This window comes from Streptococcus mitis, assembly GCF_002096815.1.
Taxonomy (GTDB): domain Bacteria; phylum Bacillota; class Bacilli; order Lactobacillales; family Streptococcaceae; genus Streptococcus; species Streptococcus mitis_AD.
Genome location: NZ_NCVJ01000019.1, coordinates 71349 through 86929, shown reverse-complemented (window position 1 = coordinate 86929; position 15581 = coordinate 71349). Strand labels below are relative to the sequence as shown.

Annotated in this window: 22 protein-coding genes; 15 read left to right on the top strand and 7 right to left on the bottom strand. The window is 39.7% G+C overall.

Going from position 1 to position 15581, the window contains the following annotated elements:
* Positions 1-94 precede the first annotated feature (94 nt).
* The 5 genes from sodA (at position 95) to B7696_RS04505 (ending at position 4518) form a co-directional block, all read left to right on the top strand.
* Positions 95-700 (top strand): superoxide dismutase SodA, encoded by a 606-nt coding sequence (sodA, locus tag B7696_RS04525; protein WP_000974733.1) that lies wholly within the window; start codon positions 95-97, stop codon positions 698-700.
* A gap of 156 nt (positions 701-856) precedes the next feature.
* A complete protein-coding gene (locus tag B7696_RS04520) occupies positions 857-1387 on the top strand; it encodes a YutD family protein (RefSeq protein ID WP_064276466.1) in 531 nt (176 codons plus the stop codon).
* Positions 1388-1407: 20 nt separating this feature from the next.
* The gene (gene rlmN, locus B7696_RS04515; protein WP_000804762.1) at positions 1408-2493 is read left to right on the top strand and encodes a dual-specificity RNA methyltransferase RlmN; all 1086 of its coding nucleotides are present in this window, start codon (positions 1408-1410) and stop codon (positions 2491-2493) included.
* Positions 2493-2975 carry a VanZ family protein gene (locus B7696_RS04510; RefSeq protein WP_084862391.1) on the top strand — a complete coding sequence of 161 codons (483 nt, stop codon included), beginning with the start codon at positions 2493-2495 and terminating at the stop codon, positions 2973-2975. Before rlmN ends, B7696_RS04510 begins: the two co-directional genes overlap by 1 nt.
* 1 nt (position 2976) lies before the next feature.
* Positions 2977-4518 (top strand): ABC-F family ATP-binding cassette domain-containing protein, encoded by a 1542-nt coding sequence (locus tag B7696_RS04505; RefSeq protein WP_050253125.1) that lies wholly within the window; start codon positions 2977-2979, stop codon positions 4516-4518.
* 54 nt (positions 4519-4572) lie between these two features.
* On the opposite strand, the gene B7696_RS04500 is transcribed toward B7696_RS04505, so the two are convergent.
* The 4 genes from B7696_RS04500 to B7696_RS10420 all read right to left on the bottom strand — a co-directional run bounded on the left by B7696_RS04500 (position 4573) and on the right by B7696_RS10420 (position 7027).
* Positions 4573-5376: a peptidylprolyl isomerase gene (locus B7696_RS04500; protein WP_084862389.1), complete on the bottom strand. Its 804-nt coding sequence runs from the start codon at positions 5374-5376 to the stop codon at positions 4573-4575.
* 305 nt (positions 5377-5681) lie between these two features.
* A complete protein-coding gene (locus B7696_RS04495) occupies positions 5682-5906 on the bottom strand; it encodes a helix-turn-helix transcriptional regulator (RefSeq protein ID WP_001041097.1) in 225 nt (74 codons plus the stop codon).
* A gap of 2 nt (positions 5907-5908) precedes the next feature.
* The gene (locus B7696_RS04490; RefSeq protein ID WP_084862386.1) at positions 5909-6505 is read right to left on the bottom strand and encodes a hypothetical protein; all 597 of its coding nucleotides are present in this window, start codon (positions 6503-6505) and stop codon (positions 5909-5911) included.
* Between the two features lie 378 nt (positions 6506-6883).
* Positions 6884-7027, bottom strand: coding sequence for a hypothetical protein (locus B7696_RS10420; protein ID WP_192855393.1), 144 nt, complete (start codon positions 7025-7027; stop codon positions 6884-6886).
* 175 nt (positions 7028-7202) lie between these two features.
* Between B7696_RS10420 and rpsP the strand changes: the two genes are divergently transcribed.
* The 7 genes from rpsP to B7696_RS04455 all read left to right on the top strand — a co-directional run bounded on the left by rpsP (position 7203) and on the right by B7696_RS04455 (position 10605).
* Positions 7203-7475, top strand: coding sequence for a 30S ribosomal protein S16 (gene rpsP / locus B7696_RS04485; RefSeq protein WP_000268760.1), 273 nt, complete (start codon positions 7203-7205; stop codon positions 7473-7475).
* A 19-nt stretch (positions 7476-7494) separates the two neighbouring features.
* Positions 7495-7734, top strand: coding sequence for an RNA-binding protein KphA (kphA, locus tag B7696_RS04480; protein WP_000379617.1), 240 nt, complete (start codon positions 7495-7497; stop codon positions 7732-7734).
* Between the two features lie 44 nt (positions 7735-7778).
* Positions 7779-8111, top strand: a complete 333-nt coding sequence (locus B7696_RS04475; RefSeq protein ID WP_024057004.1) for a MazG nucleotide pyrophosphohydrolase domain-containing protein — start codon at positions 7779-7781, stop codon at positions 8109-8111.
* Positions 8112-8208: 97 nt separating this feature from the next.
* Positions 8209-8997 carry an alpha/beta fold hydrolase gene (locus tag B7696_RS04470; protein WP_024057003.1) on the top strand — a complete coding sequence of 263 codons (789 nt, stop codon included), beginning with the start codon at positions 8209-8211 and terminating at the stop codon, positions 8995-8997.
* A gap of 30 nt (positions 8998-9027) precedes the next feature.
* Positions 9028-9546, top strand: coding sequence for a ribosome maturation factor RimM (gene rimM, locus B7696_RS04465; protein WP_084862384.1), 519 nt, complete (start codon positions 9028-9030; stop codon positions 9544-9546).
* The gene (gene trmD, locus B7696_RS04460) at positions 9536-10255 is read left to right on the top strand and encodes a tRNA (guanosine(37)-N1)-methyltransferase TrmD (protein WP_084862382.1); all 720 of its coding nucleotides are present in this window, start codon (positions 9536-9538) and stop codon (positions 10253-10255) included. The genes rimM and trmD overlap by 11 nt, the downstream gene beginning before the upstream one ends.
* An 11-nt stretch (positions 10256-10266) precedes the next feature.
* The gene (locus tag B7696_RS04455; RefSeq protein WP_001196040.1) at positions 10267-10605 is read left to right on the top strand and encodes an ATP cone domain-containing protein; all 339 of its coding nucleotides are present in this window, start codon (positions 10267-10269) and stop codon (positions 10603-10605) included.
* Between the two features lie 30 nt (positions 10606-10635).
* On the opposite strand, the gene B7696_RS04450 is transcribed toward B7696_RS04455, so the two are convergent.
* Positions 10636-10956, bottom strand: coding sequence for a hypothetical protein (locus tag B7696_RS04450; RefSeq protein WP_084862380.1), 321 nt, complete (start codon positions 10954-10956; stop codon positions 10636-10638).
* Positions 10957-11054: 98 nt separating this feature from the next.
* On the opposite strand from B7696_RS04450, the gene B7696_RS04445 reads away from it, so the two are divergent.
* Positions 11055-11270: a YdbC family protein gene (locus B7696_RS04445; protein ID WP_000807422.1), complete on the top strand. Its 216-nt coding sequence runs from the start codon at positions 11055-11057 to the stop codon at positions 11268-11270.
* A 53-nt stretch (positions 11271-11323) separates the two neighbouring features.
* Here the strand turns inward: B7696_RS04445 and B7696_RS04440 are convergent, their stop codons facing one another.
* On the bottom strand, positions 11324-11860 hold the full coding sequence (locus B7696_RS04440; RefSeq protein WP_023946412.1) for a biotin transporter BioY: 537 nt from the start codon (positions 11858-11860) through the stop codon (positions 11324-11326).
* A 188-nt stretch (positions 11861-12048) separates the two neighbouring features.
* The gene (gene gor, locus B7696_RS04435) at positions 12049-13395 is read right to left on the bottom strand and encodes a glutathione-disulfide reductase (RefSeq protein WP_033684941.1); all 1347 of its coding nucleotides are present in this window, start codon (positions 13393-13395) and stop codon (positions 12049-12051) included.
* A 291-nt stretch (positions 13396-13686) separates the two neighbouring features.
* On the opposite strand from gor, the gene B7696_RS04430 reads away from it, so the two are divergent.
* Together B7696_RS04430 and B7696_RS04425 are read left to right on the top strand one after the other, a co-directional pair.
* The gene (locus tag B7696_RS04430) at positions 13687-14895 is read left to right on the top strand and encodes an efflux RND transporter periplasmic adaptor subunit (RefSeq protein WP_033684942.1); all 1209 of its coding nucleotides are present in this window, start codon (positions 13687-13689) and stop codon (positions 14893-14895) included.
* Complete coding sequence (locus B7696_RS04425) at positions 14879-15580, top strand: ABC transporter ATP-binding protein (RefSeq protein WP_084862378.1); 702 nt, start codon at positions 14879-14881, stop codon at positions 15578-15580. The genes B7696_RS04430 and B7696_RS04425 overlap by 17 nt, the downstream gene beginning before the upstream one ends.
* Position 15581: the final 1 nt, after the last annotated feature.

Here is a 15581-nt window from a genome sequence, read left to right as displayed (position 1 = left end):
ATCTCAGTGAATTTCTTATCTATAAGCAAAAAACTTGAAAAAAGTGAATGTTTGCGTTATCATTTTCATATAGAAAGAAAAAGAGGTATTACAGATGGCTATTATCTTACCAGATCTTCCATATGCATACGACGCTTTGGAACCATACATCGATGCGGAAACAATGCACTTGCACCATGACAAACACCATCAAACTTATGTCAACAATGCTAATGCAGCTCTAGAAAAACACCCTGAAATCGGTGAAGACCTTGAAGCTTTGCTTGCTGATGTAGAATCTATCCCAGCTGATATCCGTCAAGCACTTATCAACAACGGTGGTGGACACTTGAACCACGCTCTTTTCTGGGAATTGATGACTCCTGAAAAAACAGCTCCATCAGCAGAACTTGCAGCAGCAATCGATGCAACATTTGGTTCATTTGAAGAATTCCAAGCAGCCTTCACTGCAGCAGCAACAACTCGTTTTGGTTCAGGATGGGCATGGTTGGTTGTCAACAAAGAAGGTAAACTTGAAGTGACTTCAACAGCAAACCAAGACACACCAATCTCAGAAGGCAAAAAACCAATCTTGGGCTTGGACGTTTGGGAACATGCTTACTATGTGAAATACCGCAACGTGCGTCCTGACTACATCAAAGCTTTCTTCTCAGTGATCAACTGGAACAAAGTAGATGAATTGTACGCAGCTGCTAAATAATGATAGTTGGAGGGAAGAATTGTTCTTCTCTTTTTAAGGTTATATTATTTTGGTCTGACAAAATCGTCAGACTTTTTTCATTTTTATGAGAAACGTGCTAACTGCTAGAAATTATGGTAGAATAAAGTATTAAGTAATCGTGGAAAAAGGATATCTATGCGAAAAGAAATTGCACCTGAATTATACAACTATAACAAGTTTCCTGGTCCTGAGTTCCATTTACACGGGGACAAGGTTGAAACGGAAGGGATAGCTTTTTCCTTGGTGGAAAATATCAAGGATGCCTTTGATGTGACGGCTTTTAATCAGCGTTTTTCAGAAGTCTTAACCAAGTTTGATTATATCGTGGGAGACTGGAGCAACGAACAGCTTCGCCTACGAGGTTTTTATAAGGATGACCGAACAGAAGAAAAACTTGAAAAAATCAGTCGTTTACAAGACTATCTTTTAGAGTATTGTAGTTATGGTTGTGCCTATTTTGTCCTAGAAAATGAAGCACCTAAGCGCGCATCATTTGACAAGAAAATGCGTAAGAAGGAAGAAGAAACACCTTCTAAAAAAGGAAAGAAATCGACTCAAACCAAACGAAAACCGAATGCAGATAAGAAAAATAGACGTCGTCAGAAGGACCAGCATTCTCAGAAAGAGGACAAGGGGCAACGTCATTTTGTCATTCGTCAGAAGTGAGTAGAGAATAAGGAGTAGAAATGAAACCGTCAATTTATAGTTTAACACGTCAAACCATGCAGGAATGGGTTTTGGAGCAGGGAGAAAAGAAATTCCGTGCAGACCAAATTTGGGAATGGCTTTACCGTAAACGTGTCCAGTCATTTGAAGAAATGACTAACCTTTCAAAGGATTTGATTGCTAAGCTTAATGACCAGTTTGTGGTCAATCCCTTGAAACAACGTATCGTTCAAGAGTCTGCTGATGGGACAGTTAAATATCTTTTTGAATTGCCGGATGGTATGTTAATTGAGACAGTACTCATGCGTCAACACTATGGTTTGTCAGTCTGTGTGACCACTCAGGTCGGCTGTAATATCGGTTGTACCTTCTGTGCTTCTGGTTTGATTAAGAAACAACGTGACCTCAATAACGGTGAAATCGTAGCGCAAATCATGCTGGTTCAGAAATACTTTGATGAGCGTGGTCAGGACGAACGCGTCAGCCATATCGTTGTCATGGGAATCGGTGAGCCCTTTGATAACTACAACAATGTCTTGAATTTCGTTCGTACCATCAATGATGACAAGGGGATGGCTATCGGTGCTCGTCACATCACGGTTTCAACCTCAGGTTTGGCCCATAAAATTCGTGATTTTGCTAATGAAGGAGTTCAGGTCAATCTTGCCGTTTCCCTTCACGCACCTAACAATGAGTTGCGTTCAAGCATCATGAAGATTAACCGTGCCTTTCCGATTGAAAAACTCTTTGCAGCTATTGAGTACTACATTGAGACAACAAATCGTCGTGTGACCTTTGAGTATATCATGCTAAATGAAGTTAATGATGGTGTTGAACAGGCCCTTGAGTTAGCTGAATTGCTCAAGAATATTAAGAAATTGTCTTATGTAAACTTGATTCCTTACAACCCAGTTAGTGAGCATGACCAATATAGCCGTAGTCCTAAAGAGCGCGTGATGGCTTTCTATGATACGCTTAAGAAAAAGGGGGTCAACTGTGTGGTTCGTCAAGAACATGGTACAGATATTGATGCAGCTTGTGGACAATTGCGCTCTAACACAATGAAACGTGACCGCCAGAAAGCAGTCGCAGCAGTCAATCCTTAATGATGAAGAAAACTTATAATCATATTTTAGTATGGGGAGTCATTTTCTATAGCATTTGCATTGTCTATTTTTGCTTTACTCCTCAAGGACATTCTCCCGTGGGAGTGGAAACTCCAGGTATTCAGCATCTTGGACGCCTGGTTTTTCTTTTGACTCCTTTCAATTCTCTCTGGAAACTGGGCCAAGTGAGTGATGTGGGACAATTATCTTGGATTTTTTTACAAAATATCCTCAATGTCTTCTTGCTTTTTCCTTTGGTGTTCCAACTCCTTTATCTCCTTCCAAACTTGCGGAAAACAAAAAAGGTGCTACTTTTTAGTTTTCTAGTGAGCCTTGGAATCGAGTGTACGCAGTTAGTCTTGGACTTTTTCTTTGATTTTAATCGCGTCTTTGAAATTGATGATTTGTGGACCAATACCTTGGGTGGCTATCTGGCTTGGTTCCTATATAAACAATTACATAAAAACAAGATAAGGAATTAAAATGAGTATTTTAGAAGTTAAAAATTTGAGTCACGGTTTTGGTGACCGTGCAATTTTTGAAGATGTTTCCTTCCGTCTTCTCAAAGGAGAACATATCGGTCTGGTCGGTGCTAATGGTGAAGGAAAATCAACTTTTATGAGCATCGTGACTGGTAAGATGTTGCCAGATGAAGGGAAGGTTGAGTGGTCCAAATATGTGACTGCTGGATACTTAGACCAACATTCTGTCTTGGAAGAAGGACAGTCGGTGCGTGATGTTCTCCGTACAGCCTTTGATGAGCTGTTTAAAGCAGAAGCTCGTATCAATGACCTTTATATGGAAATGGCTGAAGACGGTGCGGATGTTGATGCTCTCATGGAAGAAGTGGGAGAACTTCAAGACCGTTTAGAGAGTCGTGATTTCTATACTTTGGATGCTAAGATTGATGAAGTAGCGCGTGCCCTTGGTGTCATGGACTTTGGCATGGATACGGATGTAACCTCTTTGTCAGGTGGGCAAAGAACCAAGGTGCTTTTGGCTAAACTTCTCCTTGAGAAGCCTGATATCTTGCTGTTGGACGAGCCGACCAACTACTTGGATGCTGAGCATATTGACTGGCTTAAGCGCTATCTCCAAAACTATGAGAATGCCTTTGTCCTCATTTCACACGATATTCCATTCCTGAACGACGTGATTAATATTGTCTACCATGTGGAAAATCAACAGCTGACGCGTTATTCTGGTGACTACTACCAGTTCCAAGAAGTCTATGCTATGAAGAAATCTCAGCTAGAGGCTGCCTACGAACGTCAGCAAAAAGAAATTGCGGACCTTAAGGACTTTGTTGCCCGAAACAAAGCGCGTGTTGCAACACGAAACATGGCCATGTCCCGTCAGAAGAAATTGGATAAGATGGATATTATCGAACTGCAAAGTGAGAAACCAAAACCATCCTTTGATTTCAAACCAGCTCGTACGCCAGGGCGCTTTATCTTCCAAGCCAAGGATTTGCAAATTGGTTATGATCGTCCTCTGACCAAGCCTTTAAATCTTACCTTTGAACGTAATCAAAAGGTTGCTATTATCGGGGCAAATGGTATCGGGAAAACAACTCTCTTGAAGTCTCTCTTGGGCATTATTCCGCCAATTGCTGGGGAAGTGGAGCGTGGAGATTATCTAGAACTTGGCTACTTTGAACAAGAAGTAGAAGGCGGTAATCGCCAAACACCACTAGAGGCTGTTTGGAATGCCTTTCCAGCTCTCAACCAAGCAGAAGTTCGTGCAGCCCTTGCCCGTTGTGGTTTGACAACTAAGCATATCGAAAGTCAAATTCAGGTTTTGTCAGGTGGGGAACAAGCCAAAGTTCGTTTCTGTCTCTTGATGAATCGTGAAAACAACGTTTTAGTGCTGGACGAGCCGACCAACCATTTGGATGTGGATGCCAAGGATGAACTCAAACGTGCTCTCAAAGAATACAAGGGATCTATCCTTATGGTCTGCCACGAACCAGACTTTTATGAAGGTTGGATGGACCAAATCTGGGACTTTAACAAGCTAACTTAAAAATGAGGAAAAAAGAAATACAGTATCGAATGCGGATACTGTATTTTTTGGTTTTTAAGATTTAAAATCGTAGTCTTTCACCACTTCGATGCTATCGATAGTAATAGCAGTCGTTGGTTTGTCTTTCTCATCTTTTTCGGCTTTAGCAATCTTATCTACAACATCCATACCGTCAATCACTTGACCAAAGACTGGGTGTTTGCCGTCTAGACTAGGGTTTCCCCCTTCTTTATAGGCTTCGATGATTTTCTTTGGATACTTGCTTGTAGGGAGTTTAGCAGAGGTATCTGTAGAATTTTGGTTGATAAAGAACTGGCTGCCATTGGTGTTTGGTTGACCAGTATTAGCCATAGAAAGAGCACCCCGGATGTTATAGAGATAAGGAGTAATCTCGTTTTTGAAACCAGTTCCCTTGTCTTTAGTCTTATCCTTGTCATGCCAGATGGACTGACCGCCTGTACCGTCCCCTTTGGGATCTCCAGTTTGAACCATGAAACCATCAATGACACGGTGGAAGGTAATGCCGTTATAGTAGCCTTCTTTGGCATGAGTGAGGAAGTTTTCAACCGCTAGAGGAGCGAGTTTAGGGAAGAGTTTGATACGGATATCTCCTTGACTTGTGTGTAGAATCACTTCAGCCTCGTCTTCAGCAACTTCTTTAGATAGTTGTGGGAAATTGGCGTTTTCGTTTGTTAAAGCATCGTTTAACTCCTTGGCAGATTGGGCAGCTGCTTTGGAACTTTCTTCAGCAGCCAAGCTAGAATCTACATAGTCATCACCACGCAAACTACGTTGGATGTTGTTACATCCAGCTAGAGCTACAGTGGATAGTAAAAGAAGGGTTGCTAGTTTTTTCATTCTATTCCTCTCAAAAATTCATTTCTACCATTGTACCCTAAAAGGAAGTGGATTTCAAATGTTAGTGACAAGACAGTTTAAGAGGAAGCCAACCTGAAAGTCGCTTGTTTAGAGGTATCAATACCATAAGTGTACTCGAAGTATTTAGGAAACCAGATCTTAAGAAAGCTCGTAAAGCATCACAATTAGTAAACGTTAATTCGAAAGAATTACTATATTTTAAAAGAGCACATTTTCAAAGGATTTTTTCTTTTGGCTTCAATTTCTAATTAGTCAATGAACTTAATACTAGGTCTCGAAAAGAATTATGCTTCCTCTTTCTGTCTGAGTTCAAAGAGGTCTTCTACTTTCAGATTAAAAACTTGAGCAATTTTAAGAGCCATTTCCAGCGAAGGATTGTAACGGTTATTTTCCAAGTGCAGAATTGTCTCGCGTCGCATGCCGATGAGGTCGGCTAACTCTTGCTGGGTCATGCCTGTGGACTCACGAACAGATTTGAGATTAGTAATAATCTTGCTTTCTTTGGCCATGCTTATCCTCTCCGTTCCAAGATAAAATAGACAACCGCAAAGATTAAAATCAAGGCAGCTATATTAATAAAGATCTGGCCCATGTAAAGCGTGAGAGACCCTATATATCCAATGATAACTGCTAGGATCATCAGTGCACCTAGCATAAAAACAAACATCAAGCTAGCTGCCTTTGCTAAATTAGCATAAAAGCGTTCGTCCGGAGTTTCCTTGACATTTTTTAAAGAGAAAAAACCAAATAGAATCACTTCAATAACGAGGATAATTCCGAAACTCCATTCTTTAATACCAGAACTTACGCTAGGGGTTGCAACCCAAAGCCCTACTGTATAAAAAATGCTTGCTGCAAACACAAGTATCGTGTAAAGCTTAACAGACAAGTCAAAAATAATCTTTCTCTTACCTTTCTGACTTTTATGAGGCCATGGCTTCATATGTAGCCAGCCCCAAATAGCTACAATTTGACCTAACACTGAAATACAAGTAATAACTAACTTGGGTCCCCAACTAAGATTAGAACCAAATAAAACAATAAAATCAATAAAGAGAGCTACGGCAATCATTGCAATGAGGCCACGCATTTTTTGACTTTTTTTCATGATAGACTCCTTTTTTGTGTTATAAATATATAACACTTAAATTTTATGTTATAAATATATCACATTTAAATTTAGAAAGCAAGAATTTATGTGCCAAGGTAGCAATTATTTGAAAAATTTTTTTAATAAAAGCCCTCGATAGTCAAACAAGTAAAGAATTCTTTGAAGCAATGCATCGGATTTGGTTTGGATAGTTTCGTTAATAATATTTGATGATAAAGAATTTTTGGAAAATCTAGATACCGTATGAATCTCTACTTTTTTTCTTAGACTGTTATAAAGTCTGTCAGAATAAGCGTTATAGGTGTAGAAGTTAATTTTTACAGAACTAAATTATTTCCCTATTTAGAATCTATTAATTCATATTTTATAACTTAATTAGTAGATTTCGTTCTTAAAATCCTTGATGTTTCGCTTGGGAACGGGCTTGGGATTTAGGAGCCAAGTATCAAAATCACGTTCAGGTGAGATGAAGGGCTTAACTTGGTGGTCTTTGTAAAATTTTTCTACAATAGCATTCATGACATTCTCTTTCTGGTTTTTCTTTAAAAAAATAACAAATTTCTAAATGGTTTAAAAATTTTATAGTCTGTCAAGTTTTTTTCTTGACACCTGTCAGAAATCTGATATAATAGAACATGTGCTAAATAGCTTAGCTATTTCACCGAAATAAAAAATAAGAAAAGAGACTTTAAAAATGGCAGTTAAAATCCGTTTGACTCGTATGGGTTCTAAGAAAAAACCTTTCTACCGTATCAACGTAGCAGATTCACGTTCACCACGTGACGGACGTTTCATCGAAACAGTTGGAACTTACAACCCACTTGTTGCTGAAAACCAAGTAACTTTGAAAGAAGACCGCGTTCTTGCATGGTTGGCTGATGGAGCTCAACCTTCAGATACAGTTCGCAACATCCTTTCAAAAGAAGGCGTATTGAAAAAATTCCACGATTCTAAATTCTCAAAATAAGTTTAAAGTAGGTTGACAGATGGATACGATTGAAAATCTCATTATTGCGATTGTGAAACCCTTGATTTCACAACCAGATGCCTTAACTATCAAGATTGAAGATACACCAGAGTTTTTGGAATATCATTTGGATCTTGATCAAAGCGATGTGGGTCGTGTAATCGGTCGTAAGGGTCGCACTATTTCTGCGATAAGAACGATTGTCTACTCTGTCCCAACTGAAGACAAAAAAGTAAGAATCGTTATTGACGAAAAATAAGAAAGGCGGGACGAATGTCTCGCTTTTTTTGCGAGGAGCAGGATATGAAGGATTTAACGTTTAGACAATTACAAGACTACTTACTCGAACATTACCAGCAGTCTCGGACTGAGGAAGGTCTTTTTATCAAGCTAGTGGAGGAAGTCGGAGAAGTAGCCGAAGTTTTGAATGGGCGCTCTGGTCGAAAAGAGGGCGTTCAGGATTCGAACGAGGAACTAGCAAAAGAACTGGCTGATATCATTCACTACACCGTCGCAATCGCAGCCATCAACCATATTGACCTAACTAAAACCATCTTTGAGAAAGACAAAACTGCAGCCATTAAGTACCAACATGAACGTGATTTGGAAGGATTTTTGAAGGAATTCGAGAGTTGACATACTTTTTCTCCAACTTGAGAAAATCCTTGGAACGTGATAAAATAAAGGATAAGGATTTTTTATAATTCATTATACAGAATGAGTGGATTTCTTTATGAAGAGGATTGAAGTATCTACAGAAATTGGTAGTCTCTCTGTTACTTATCAAAAGCAAAAGAAAATGCTAGTTTGTTTAAGTGGTGCAGGTTTGCTACCAAGTTATGAAAATTTTTCACTTATACTCGAAAAACTTCCTCCCACAATTGGTTATTTGACAATTGATTTTCCAAACACAGGTAGAAGTCCGATTCATGACCAAGCTGGAAAAAATCTGGATAATCTTGCAGATGCGGTTTATGAAGTACTTGAAGAATTGGCGATTTCTGAATATATACTTTGTGCACATAGTTTGAGTGGAATTTTAGCTTGCAAGTTGCTCAAGAAACCAATTAAGTGTCAGGCTTTAGTAGCAATTGAACCGACAACTAAAAAAGTCATGTTTGCTGATTTTTCAGAAAATCCTTATCCAGAAATGGAAGAGCAGATGATGCTGATTGAGGAGTGTGGTCCTGAACTTTATTTTAAGAGCTTAACTCAAGCCACATTTAGCCCTGAAATCAATAAAGAAATCTGGGAAATAATGCAAGAAAAAGGTTCAGAGTTGCAAAATCAAGATTCAGAATTTCAGATATCTGGAGAGATTACTGAGGAAGATTTTGAGAATTTGTCGATAGAATCTCATGTCCCTGTATTTATTTTTTGTCAGGCTTATAGAGAAAAAGAGTACAGAGAATCAGAATATTGGACTTCCAATACTAAACTCATTTTAGGAGGGAATCACCATTATTTACAATGGTCAGAATCAGAAAAAATTGTGACTATTATTCGAGAATTGTCAGAATAAGATGGAAATAAATAGACTACAGGAGACAAGATGAACTACTTTAATGTTGGGAAAATCGTCAATACGCAGGGGTTACAGGGTGAGATGCGAGTCTTGTCTGTGACGGATTTTGCAGAAGAACGGTTTAAAAAAGGGGCTGAGCTGGCTTTGTTTGATGAAAAAGATCAGTTTGTTCAAACAGTGACCATTGCTAGCCACCGTAAACAGAAGAACTTTGACATTATTAAATTCAAAGATATGTACCATATCAATACCATTGAAAAGTACAAGGGGTACAGTCTCAAGGTTGCTGAGGAAGATTTGAATGATCTAGACGATGGTGAATTCTACTATCATGAGATTATCGGTTTGGAAGTCTATGAGGGAGAGAATCTGATTGGAACTATCAAGGAAATCCTGCAACCAGGTGCCAACGATGTCTGGGTGGTCAAGCGAAAAGGCAAGCGTGATTTATTATTGCCTTATATCCCACCAGTGGTTCTCAATGTTGATATTCCAAATAACCGCGTCGATGTGGAAATATTAGAAGGGTTAGACGATGAAGATTGATATTTTAACCCTTTTTCCAGAGATGTTTTCTCCTCTAGAGCATTCAATCGTTGGAAAGGCTCGAGAAAAAGGGCTCTTGGATATCCAGTATCATAATTTTCGAGAATATGCTGAAAAGGCCCGCCATGTCGACGATGAGCCCTACGGAGGTGGTCAGGGGATGTTGCTCCGAGCCCAACCCATTTTCGATGCCTTTGATGCTATTGAAAAGAAAAATCCGCGCGTCATTCTCCTAGACCCAGCTGGCAAGCAGTTCGATCAAGCTTATGCTGAGGATTTGGCCAAAGAAGCGGAACTGATATTTATCTGCGGTCACTATGAGGGCTATGACGAGCGTATTAAGACCTTGGTGACAGATGAGATCTCCTTGGGCGACTATGTCCTGACTGGAGGAGAGTTGGCGGCTATGACTATGATTGATGCTACGGTACGCCTGATTCCAGAAGTGATTGGCAAGGAGTCTAGCCACCAAGATGATAGTTTTTCTTCAGGCCTTCTTGAATATCCTCAGTACACACGTCCCTATGATTATCGAGGCATGGTTGTCCCAGATGTTCTGATGAGCGGGCACCATGAAAAGATTCGTCAGTGGCGATTGTATGAGAGTTTGAAGAAAACCTATGAACGCAGACCGGATTTGCTTGAACATTATCAACTGACAGCAGAAGAAGAAAAAATGCTGGCAGAAATTAAAGAAAACAAAGAATAAAGGAGAAACCTATGCAAGTAATCAAACGTGATGGAGAAATTGCTGAATTTAATCCAGACAAGATTTACCAAGCTATCTTAAAAGCAGCCCAGACTGTCTATGTATTGACAGATGATTTGCGTCAAAACCTTGCACAAGTCACTAAGAAAGTGGTTTTGGATTTGGAAGAAGCCAAGGTGGAACGTGCTACCATCAGCATGATTCAGTCTATGGTTGAACATCGTTTACTGGGTGCAGGTTACATTACCATTGCAGAACACTACATTTCCTATCGTCTACAACGTGACTTGGAAAGAAGTGGTTATGGAGATCATATCGCAGTTCATTTACATTTTGAACAAATTCGCTAAGAAAAAAGAGTGGGATGAAGCAACTACATCTCACTCTTTCTTAAATCTATTTTTTTGGGCTGTTTGGACGGTGGAAGGGACAAATCGTAGGCGTTGAATATCGCTTATGCGGATAATACGGCTCATATTTTTGGCAAAATTTTTCACGATAATTTGCTGGCGTTGCTGATCGTATTTGATGATGTCACCTGTAAAACTTGTCTCAGACAAGATAAGGTGAACAGCAGTTTGTTTCTGGATAGCCTCTTCAATAGTGGCTGTAAGGGAGTTGCTTTCAGTATGGTCTGGTTCTTCATGTCCATTTAAAAAGTCATGTATTTTATCTAGAACTTGCTGGAATTTATGTCTCATATTGGCCTCCCTTCTTTTATATCAATATTATATAAAATTTTCCTAAAATCTACAAGATTTTACGAATAATCAAATGAAAGCAAAAAAAGGAGAAGAAAATGGCAGAATTTACATTTGAAATCGAAGAGCACTTGTTGACTCTTTCTGAAAACGAAAAAGGTTGGACCAAGGAAATCAACCGTGTGAGCTTTAATGGAGCCCCTGCAAAGTTTGATATTCGTGCTTGGAGTCCAGACCATACTAAAATGGGTAAAGGGATCACTCTCTCAAATGAAGAATTTCAAACGATGGTGGATGCCTTTAAAGGCAACTAAGTTGTCAAAATGAATGAAAAGGATATTGAGTCATGACAACTCGATATCCTTTTTTAGTTAGCAAAGTAAGCTTGATTTTTAAGGCGTTGAAGTAATGGACGGCTAATAAAACTAATAGCAATAATTTTACCAAGGTCTGGAATGATAAAGGGAATGACCCCCACAACAAGAGCTTTTTCAAATGCCATTCCAGCAAGAAAATGTAAGCTGAGAATCCCGCCGACAAAGACAAGGGCATCACCCAAGAGGTTTGCAAGAAAAATCTTGACAACACTACTCTTGCTGTTGGTTAGAGAGGATGTAAGTCCAGAATAAACAAGATAAAACCAAAGATAGCCTGCAGTAGGACCAACTAAAGCCTGAAAACCAGCTCCACCTCCTGCAAAAACAGGAAGACCGATAGCACCTAGAAGAAGATAGAGTCCAACAGAAAGTACAGCCTCTCTTGGTCTAAAGACAGTTGCAATCAAGCCGATTGCAAAGTTTTGCAGAGTGAAGGGAACAGGTCCAATTGGAAGACTGATTTGTGCCAAAACAGCAATGAGAGCAGCTCCAATAGCAGGGATAGCATAAATATGAGCTTTTTTCAAAATAGTTAACCTCTTTTCTGATGTATAGTAACTATTATACTCGTAGAGTAATTATTGTCAACCAATTTTTTAAAACAAGGTAACAAAAACTGTAACGGCCGATTTTGCTTATTGGTTAAGTTGTTTTCATCGATTCGAAAACATCAAAAAAGAAGCAGACACATTTGTATCAGCTTCTGTTGTTTCGATTAACGCATAGTTACAAATTCTTCAGATGCAGTTGGGTGAATCGCCACAGTTGCATCAAAGTCTGCCTTGGTTGCTCCCATTTTGATAGCAACAGCAAATCCTTGAATCATTTCATCAACACCATAGCCAATTCCATGAAGTCCGACAACTTTTTCTTCTGAACCTGCTGTGATCAATTTGAAACGTGTTTCTTGACGGTTGTCAGTGCAAGCAGAGTACATAGACGTAAAGCTTGATTTGTAAACCTTGATTTGGTCTTGACCGTATTCTTTAATAGCTTGCTCTTCTGTCAAACCAACAGTTCCGATAGCAGGGTGTGAAAAGACGACAGTTGGAATAGTTGAGTAATCCATTTTTGCAGTAGTTTTTCCGTTAAAGAGACGTTCAGATAGGGTACGTCCAGCTTTGATAGCAACTGGAGTTAGTTCTTTTTCACCTGTTACATCACCTAGAGCGTAGATTCCTTCAATAACAGTATTTTGGTATTCATCTACTTGGATAAAGCCACGTTCGTTCAGAGTTACTCCAGCTTTTTCAAGTTGCAAGCCCTTAACGTTTGGACGGCGACCAGTAGCCCAGATAACTTGACTAGCTGTGTGACTAGTACCATCTTCGAAATGAATGGTAATGCCTTCAGCAGTTTTTTCTAACTTAACAGGGACTTTGTGAGTGTGAAGTGGTAAGTTTGTTCTTTCCATTTCCTTGACCAGACCTTCAACGATGTAAGAATCAAAACCACGTAAAGGACGATCACGGCGAACAAAGAGGTCTGTCTTGACACCAAAAGTGTGGAGTACGCCAGCCAATTCAACGGCAATATAACCAGCGCCTAGAATAGCAACTGACTCTGGCAATTCTTCCCAAGCAAATACATCATCAGAAGAGCCACCTAGTTCAGCACCAGGAACGTTTGGAATACTGGGATGGGCACCAGTAGCAATCACGATATGTTTAGCACGAATCAGTTCACCATTTACGCTGACAGTATGAGAATCTACAAATTCAGCATGGCCTTCAATCAAGTCTACTCCGTTGCGTTTAAAACTGCCATCATAAGAAGAACGAGCGCGATCAATATAGGCTTCACGATTGCGACGTAGGGTAGCAAAGTCAAAGTTAAGATCAGTAGTCTTAAAGCCGTAGTCTTCTCCAAATTGATGGAAAGTCTCAGCGATTTGCGCCCCGTACCACATGATTTTTTTAGGAACACAACCGACGTTGACACAGGTTCCACCTAATTTCTTTTCCTCAATAACGGCCGCTTTAGCTCCGTGTTCACCAGCACGGTTCATGGTAGCAATTCCTCCGCTACCACCACCGATAGCAATGATATCATATTCTCTCATTGAAAACTCCTTTATACTCTTTTAAATAGTAGAGTGTCATTTTTTGATAGTCATATTCTATCTTTTTTTTGATTTGATTGCAAAAATCTGCTACGTTCAAAAAAATTAAAGAAAAGGCTTGCAAAAAGGAAAAATAAAGTGTATTATATAACTAGTACAATGGTAGTAAAAAATAGATTCCGAACAATAATCAAATCCCGAAATGTCATTATTTCGTTCTGAACTGTTATTGTTTATATTTGCTAATTTTTATATAATATTGTTAAGGACTTTAAATCAAAAAGGAGTTTCATTATGAAGAAGAATCGTAAAGCTAAAAAGTGGCAATTGTATGCAGCAATCGGTGCTGCAAGTGTAGTTGTATTAGGTGCTGGGGGGATTTTGCTCTTTAGACAACCATCTCAGACCGCTGTAAAAGATGAGCCTACTCATCTTGTTGTTGCCAAGGAAGGAAGCGTGGCGTCCTCTGTTTTATTGTCAGGGACAGTAACAGCAAAAAATGAACAATATGTTTATTTTGATGCTAGTAAGGGAGATTTAGATGAAATCCTTGTTTCTGTGGGTGATAAGGTCAGCGAAGGACAGGCTTTAGTCAAGTACAGTAGTTCAGAAGCCCAGGCGGCCTATGATTCAGCTAGCCGAGCAGTAGCTAAGGCAGATCGTCATATCAATGAACTCAATCAAGCACGAAATGAAGCCGCTTCAGCTCCGGCTCCACAGTTACCAGCACCAGCAGGAGGCGAAGGAGCTGCAGGGCAAACTCCAGCTCCAGTCTCAGGAAATGCAGTTTCATCTATTGATGCACAACTAGGTGATGCCCGTGATGCTCGTGCAGATGCAGAAGCGCAATTAAGTAAGGCTCAAAGTCAGTTGGATGCCATGACGGTTCTCAGTACCCTGGAGGGAACTGTGGTTGAAGTCAACCACAATGTTTCTAAATCTCCAACAGGAGCTAGTCAAGTAGTCGTTCATGTCGTAAGTAATGAAAACTTGCAAGTTAAGGGTGAACTATCTGAATATAACCTTGCCAACCTCTCTGTAGGACAAGAAGTAACCTTTACTTCTAAAGTTTACCAAGATAAGAGCTGGACAGGTAAGATTAGCTATATCTCTGACTATCCTAAAACTAGTGGTGAAGCAGCAAGTGCAGCTACTGCCGCAACAGGTGGTAATTCTGGTTCTAAATATCCATATACCATCGATGTTACAAGTGAAATCGGTGATTTGAAACAAGGATTCTCAGTAAGTGTTGAGGTTAAGAATAAGAGTAAAGCCATTTTGGTTCCTCTAACAAGTGTTGTGACTGAAAATGATAAGAACTATGTCTGGGTGCTTGACGAGCAGAAAAAGGCCAAGAAAGTGGAAGTTGGTTTGGGTAATGCTGATGCAGACAACCAAGAAATCACTTCAGGTCTGACAAATGGAGTCAAGGTCATCAGTAACCCAACGTCTTCTCTAGAGGAAGGAAAAGAGGTGAAGGCTGATGAAGCAACTAATTAGTCTAAAAAATATCTGCAGAAGCTACCGTAATGGCGACCAAGAACTGCAGGTTCTCAAAAATATCAACCTAGAAGTGAATGAGGGTGAATTTGTTGCCATCATGGGACCCTCTGGGTCTGGTAAGTCCACTCTGATGAACACGATTGGTATGTTGGATACACCAAGCAGTGGAGAATATTATCTTGAAGGTCAAGAAGTAGCTGGACTAGGTGAAAAACAGTTAGCAAAGGTTCGTAACCAACAAATCGGTTTTGTCTTCCAGCAATTTTTTCTTCTATCAAAACTCAATGCTCTACAAAATGTAGAATTGCCCTTGATTTACGCAGGAGTTTCGGCTTCAAAACGTCGCAAGTTAGCTGAGGAATATTTAGATAAGGTTGAATTGACAGAACGTAGTCACCATTTGCCTTCGGAATTATCTGGTGGTCAAAAGCAACGTGTGGCTATTGCGCGTGCCTTGGTGAACAATCCTTCTATTATCCTAGCGGACGAACCGACAGGAGCCTTGGATACCAAAACAGGAAACCAAATCATGCAACTATTGGTTGAACTAAATAAAGAAGGAAAAACCATTATCATGGTAACGCATGAGCCTGAGATCGCTGCTTATGCCAAACGCCAGATTGTCATTCGAGATGGAGTTATTTCATCTGATAGTGCTCAGTTAGAAAAGGAGGAAAACTAAG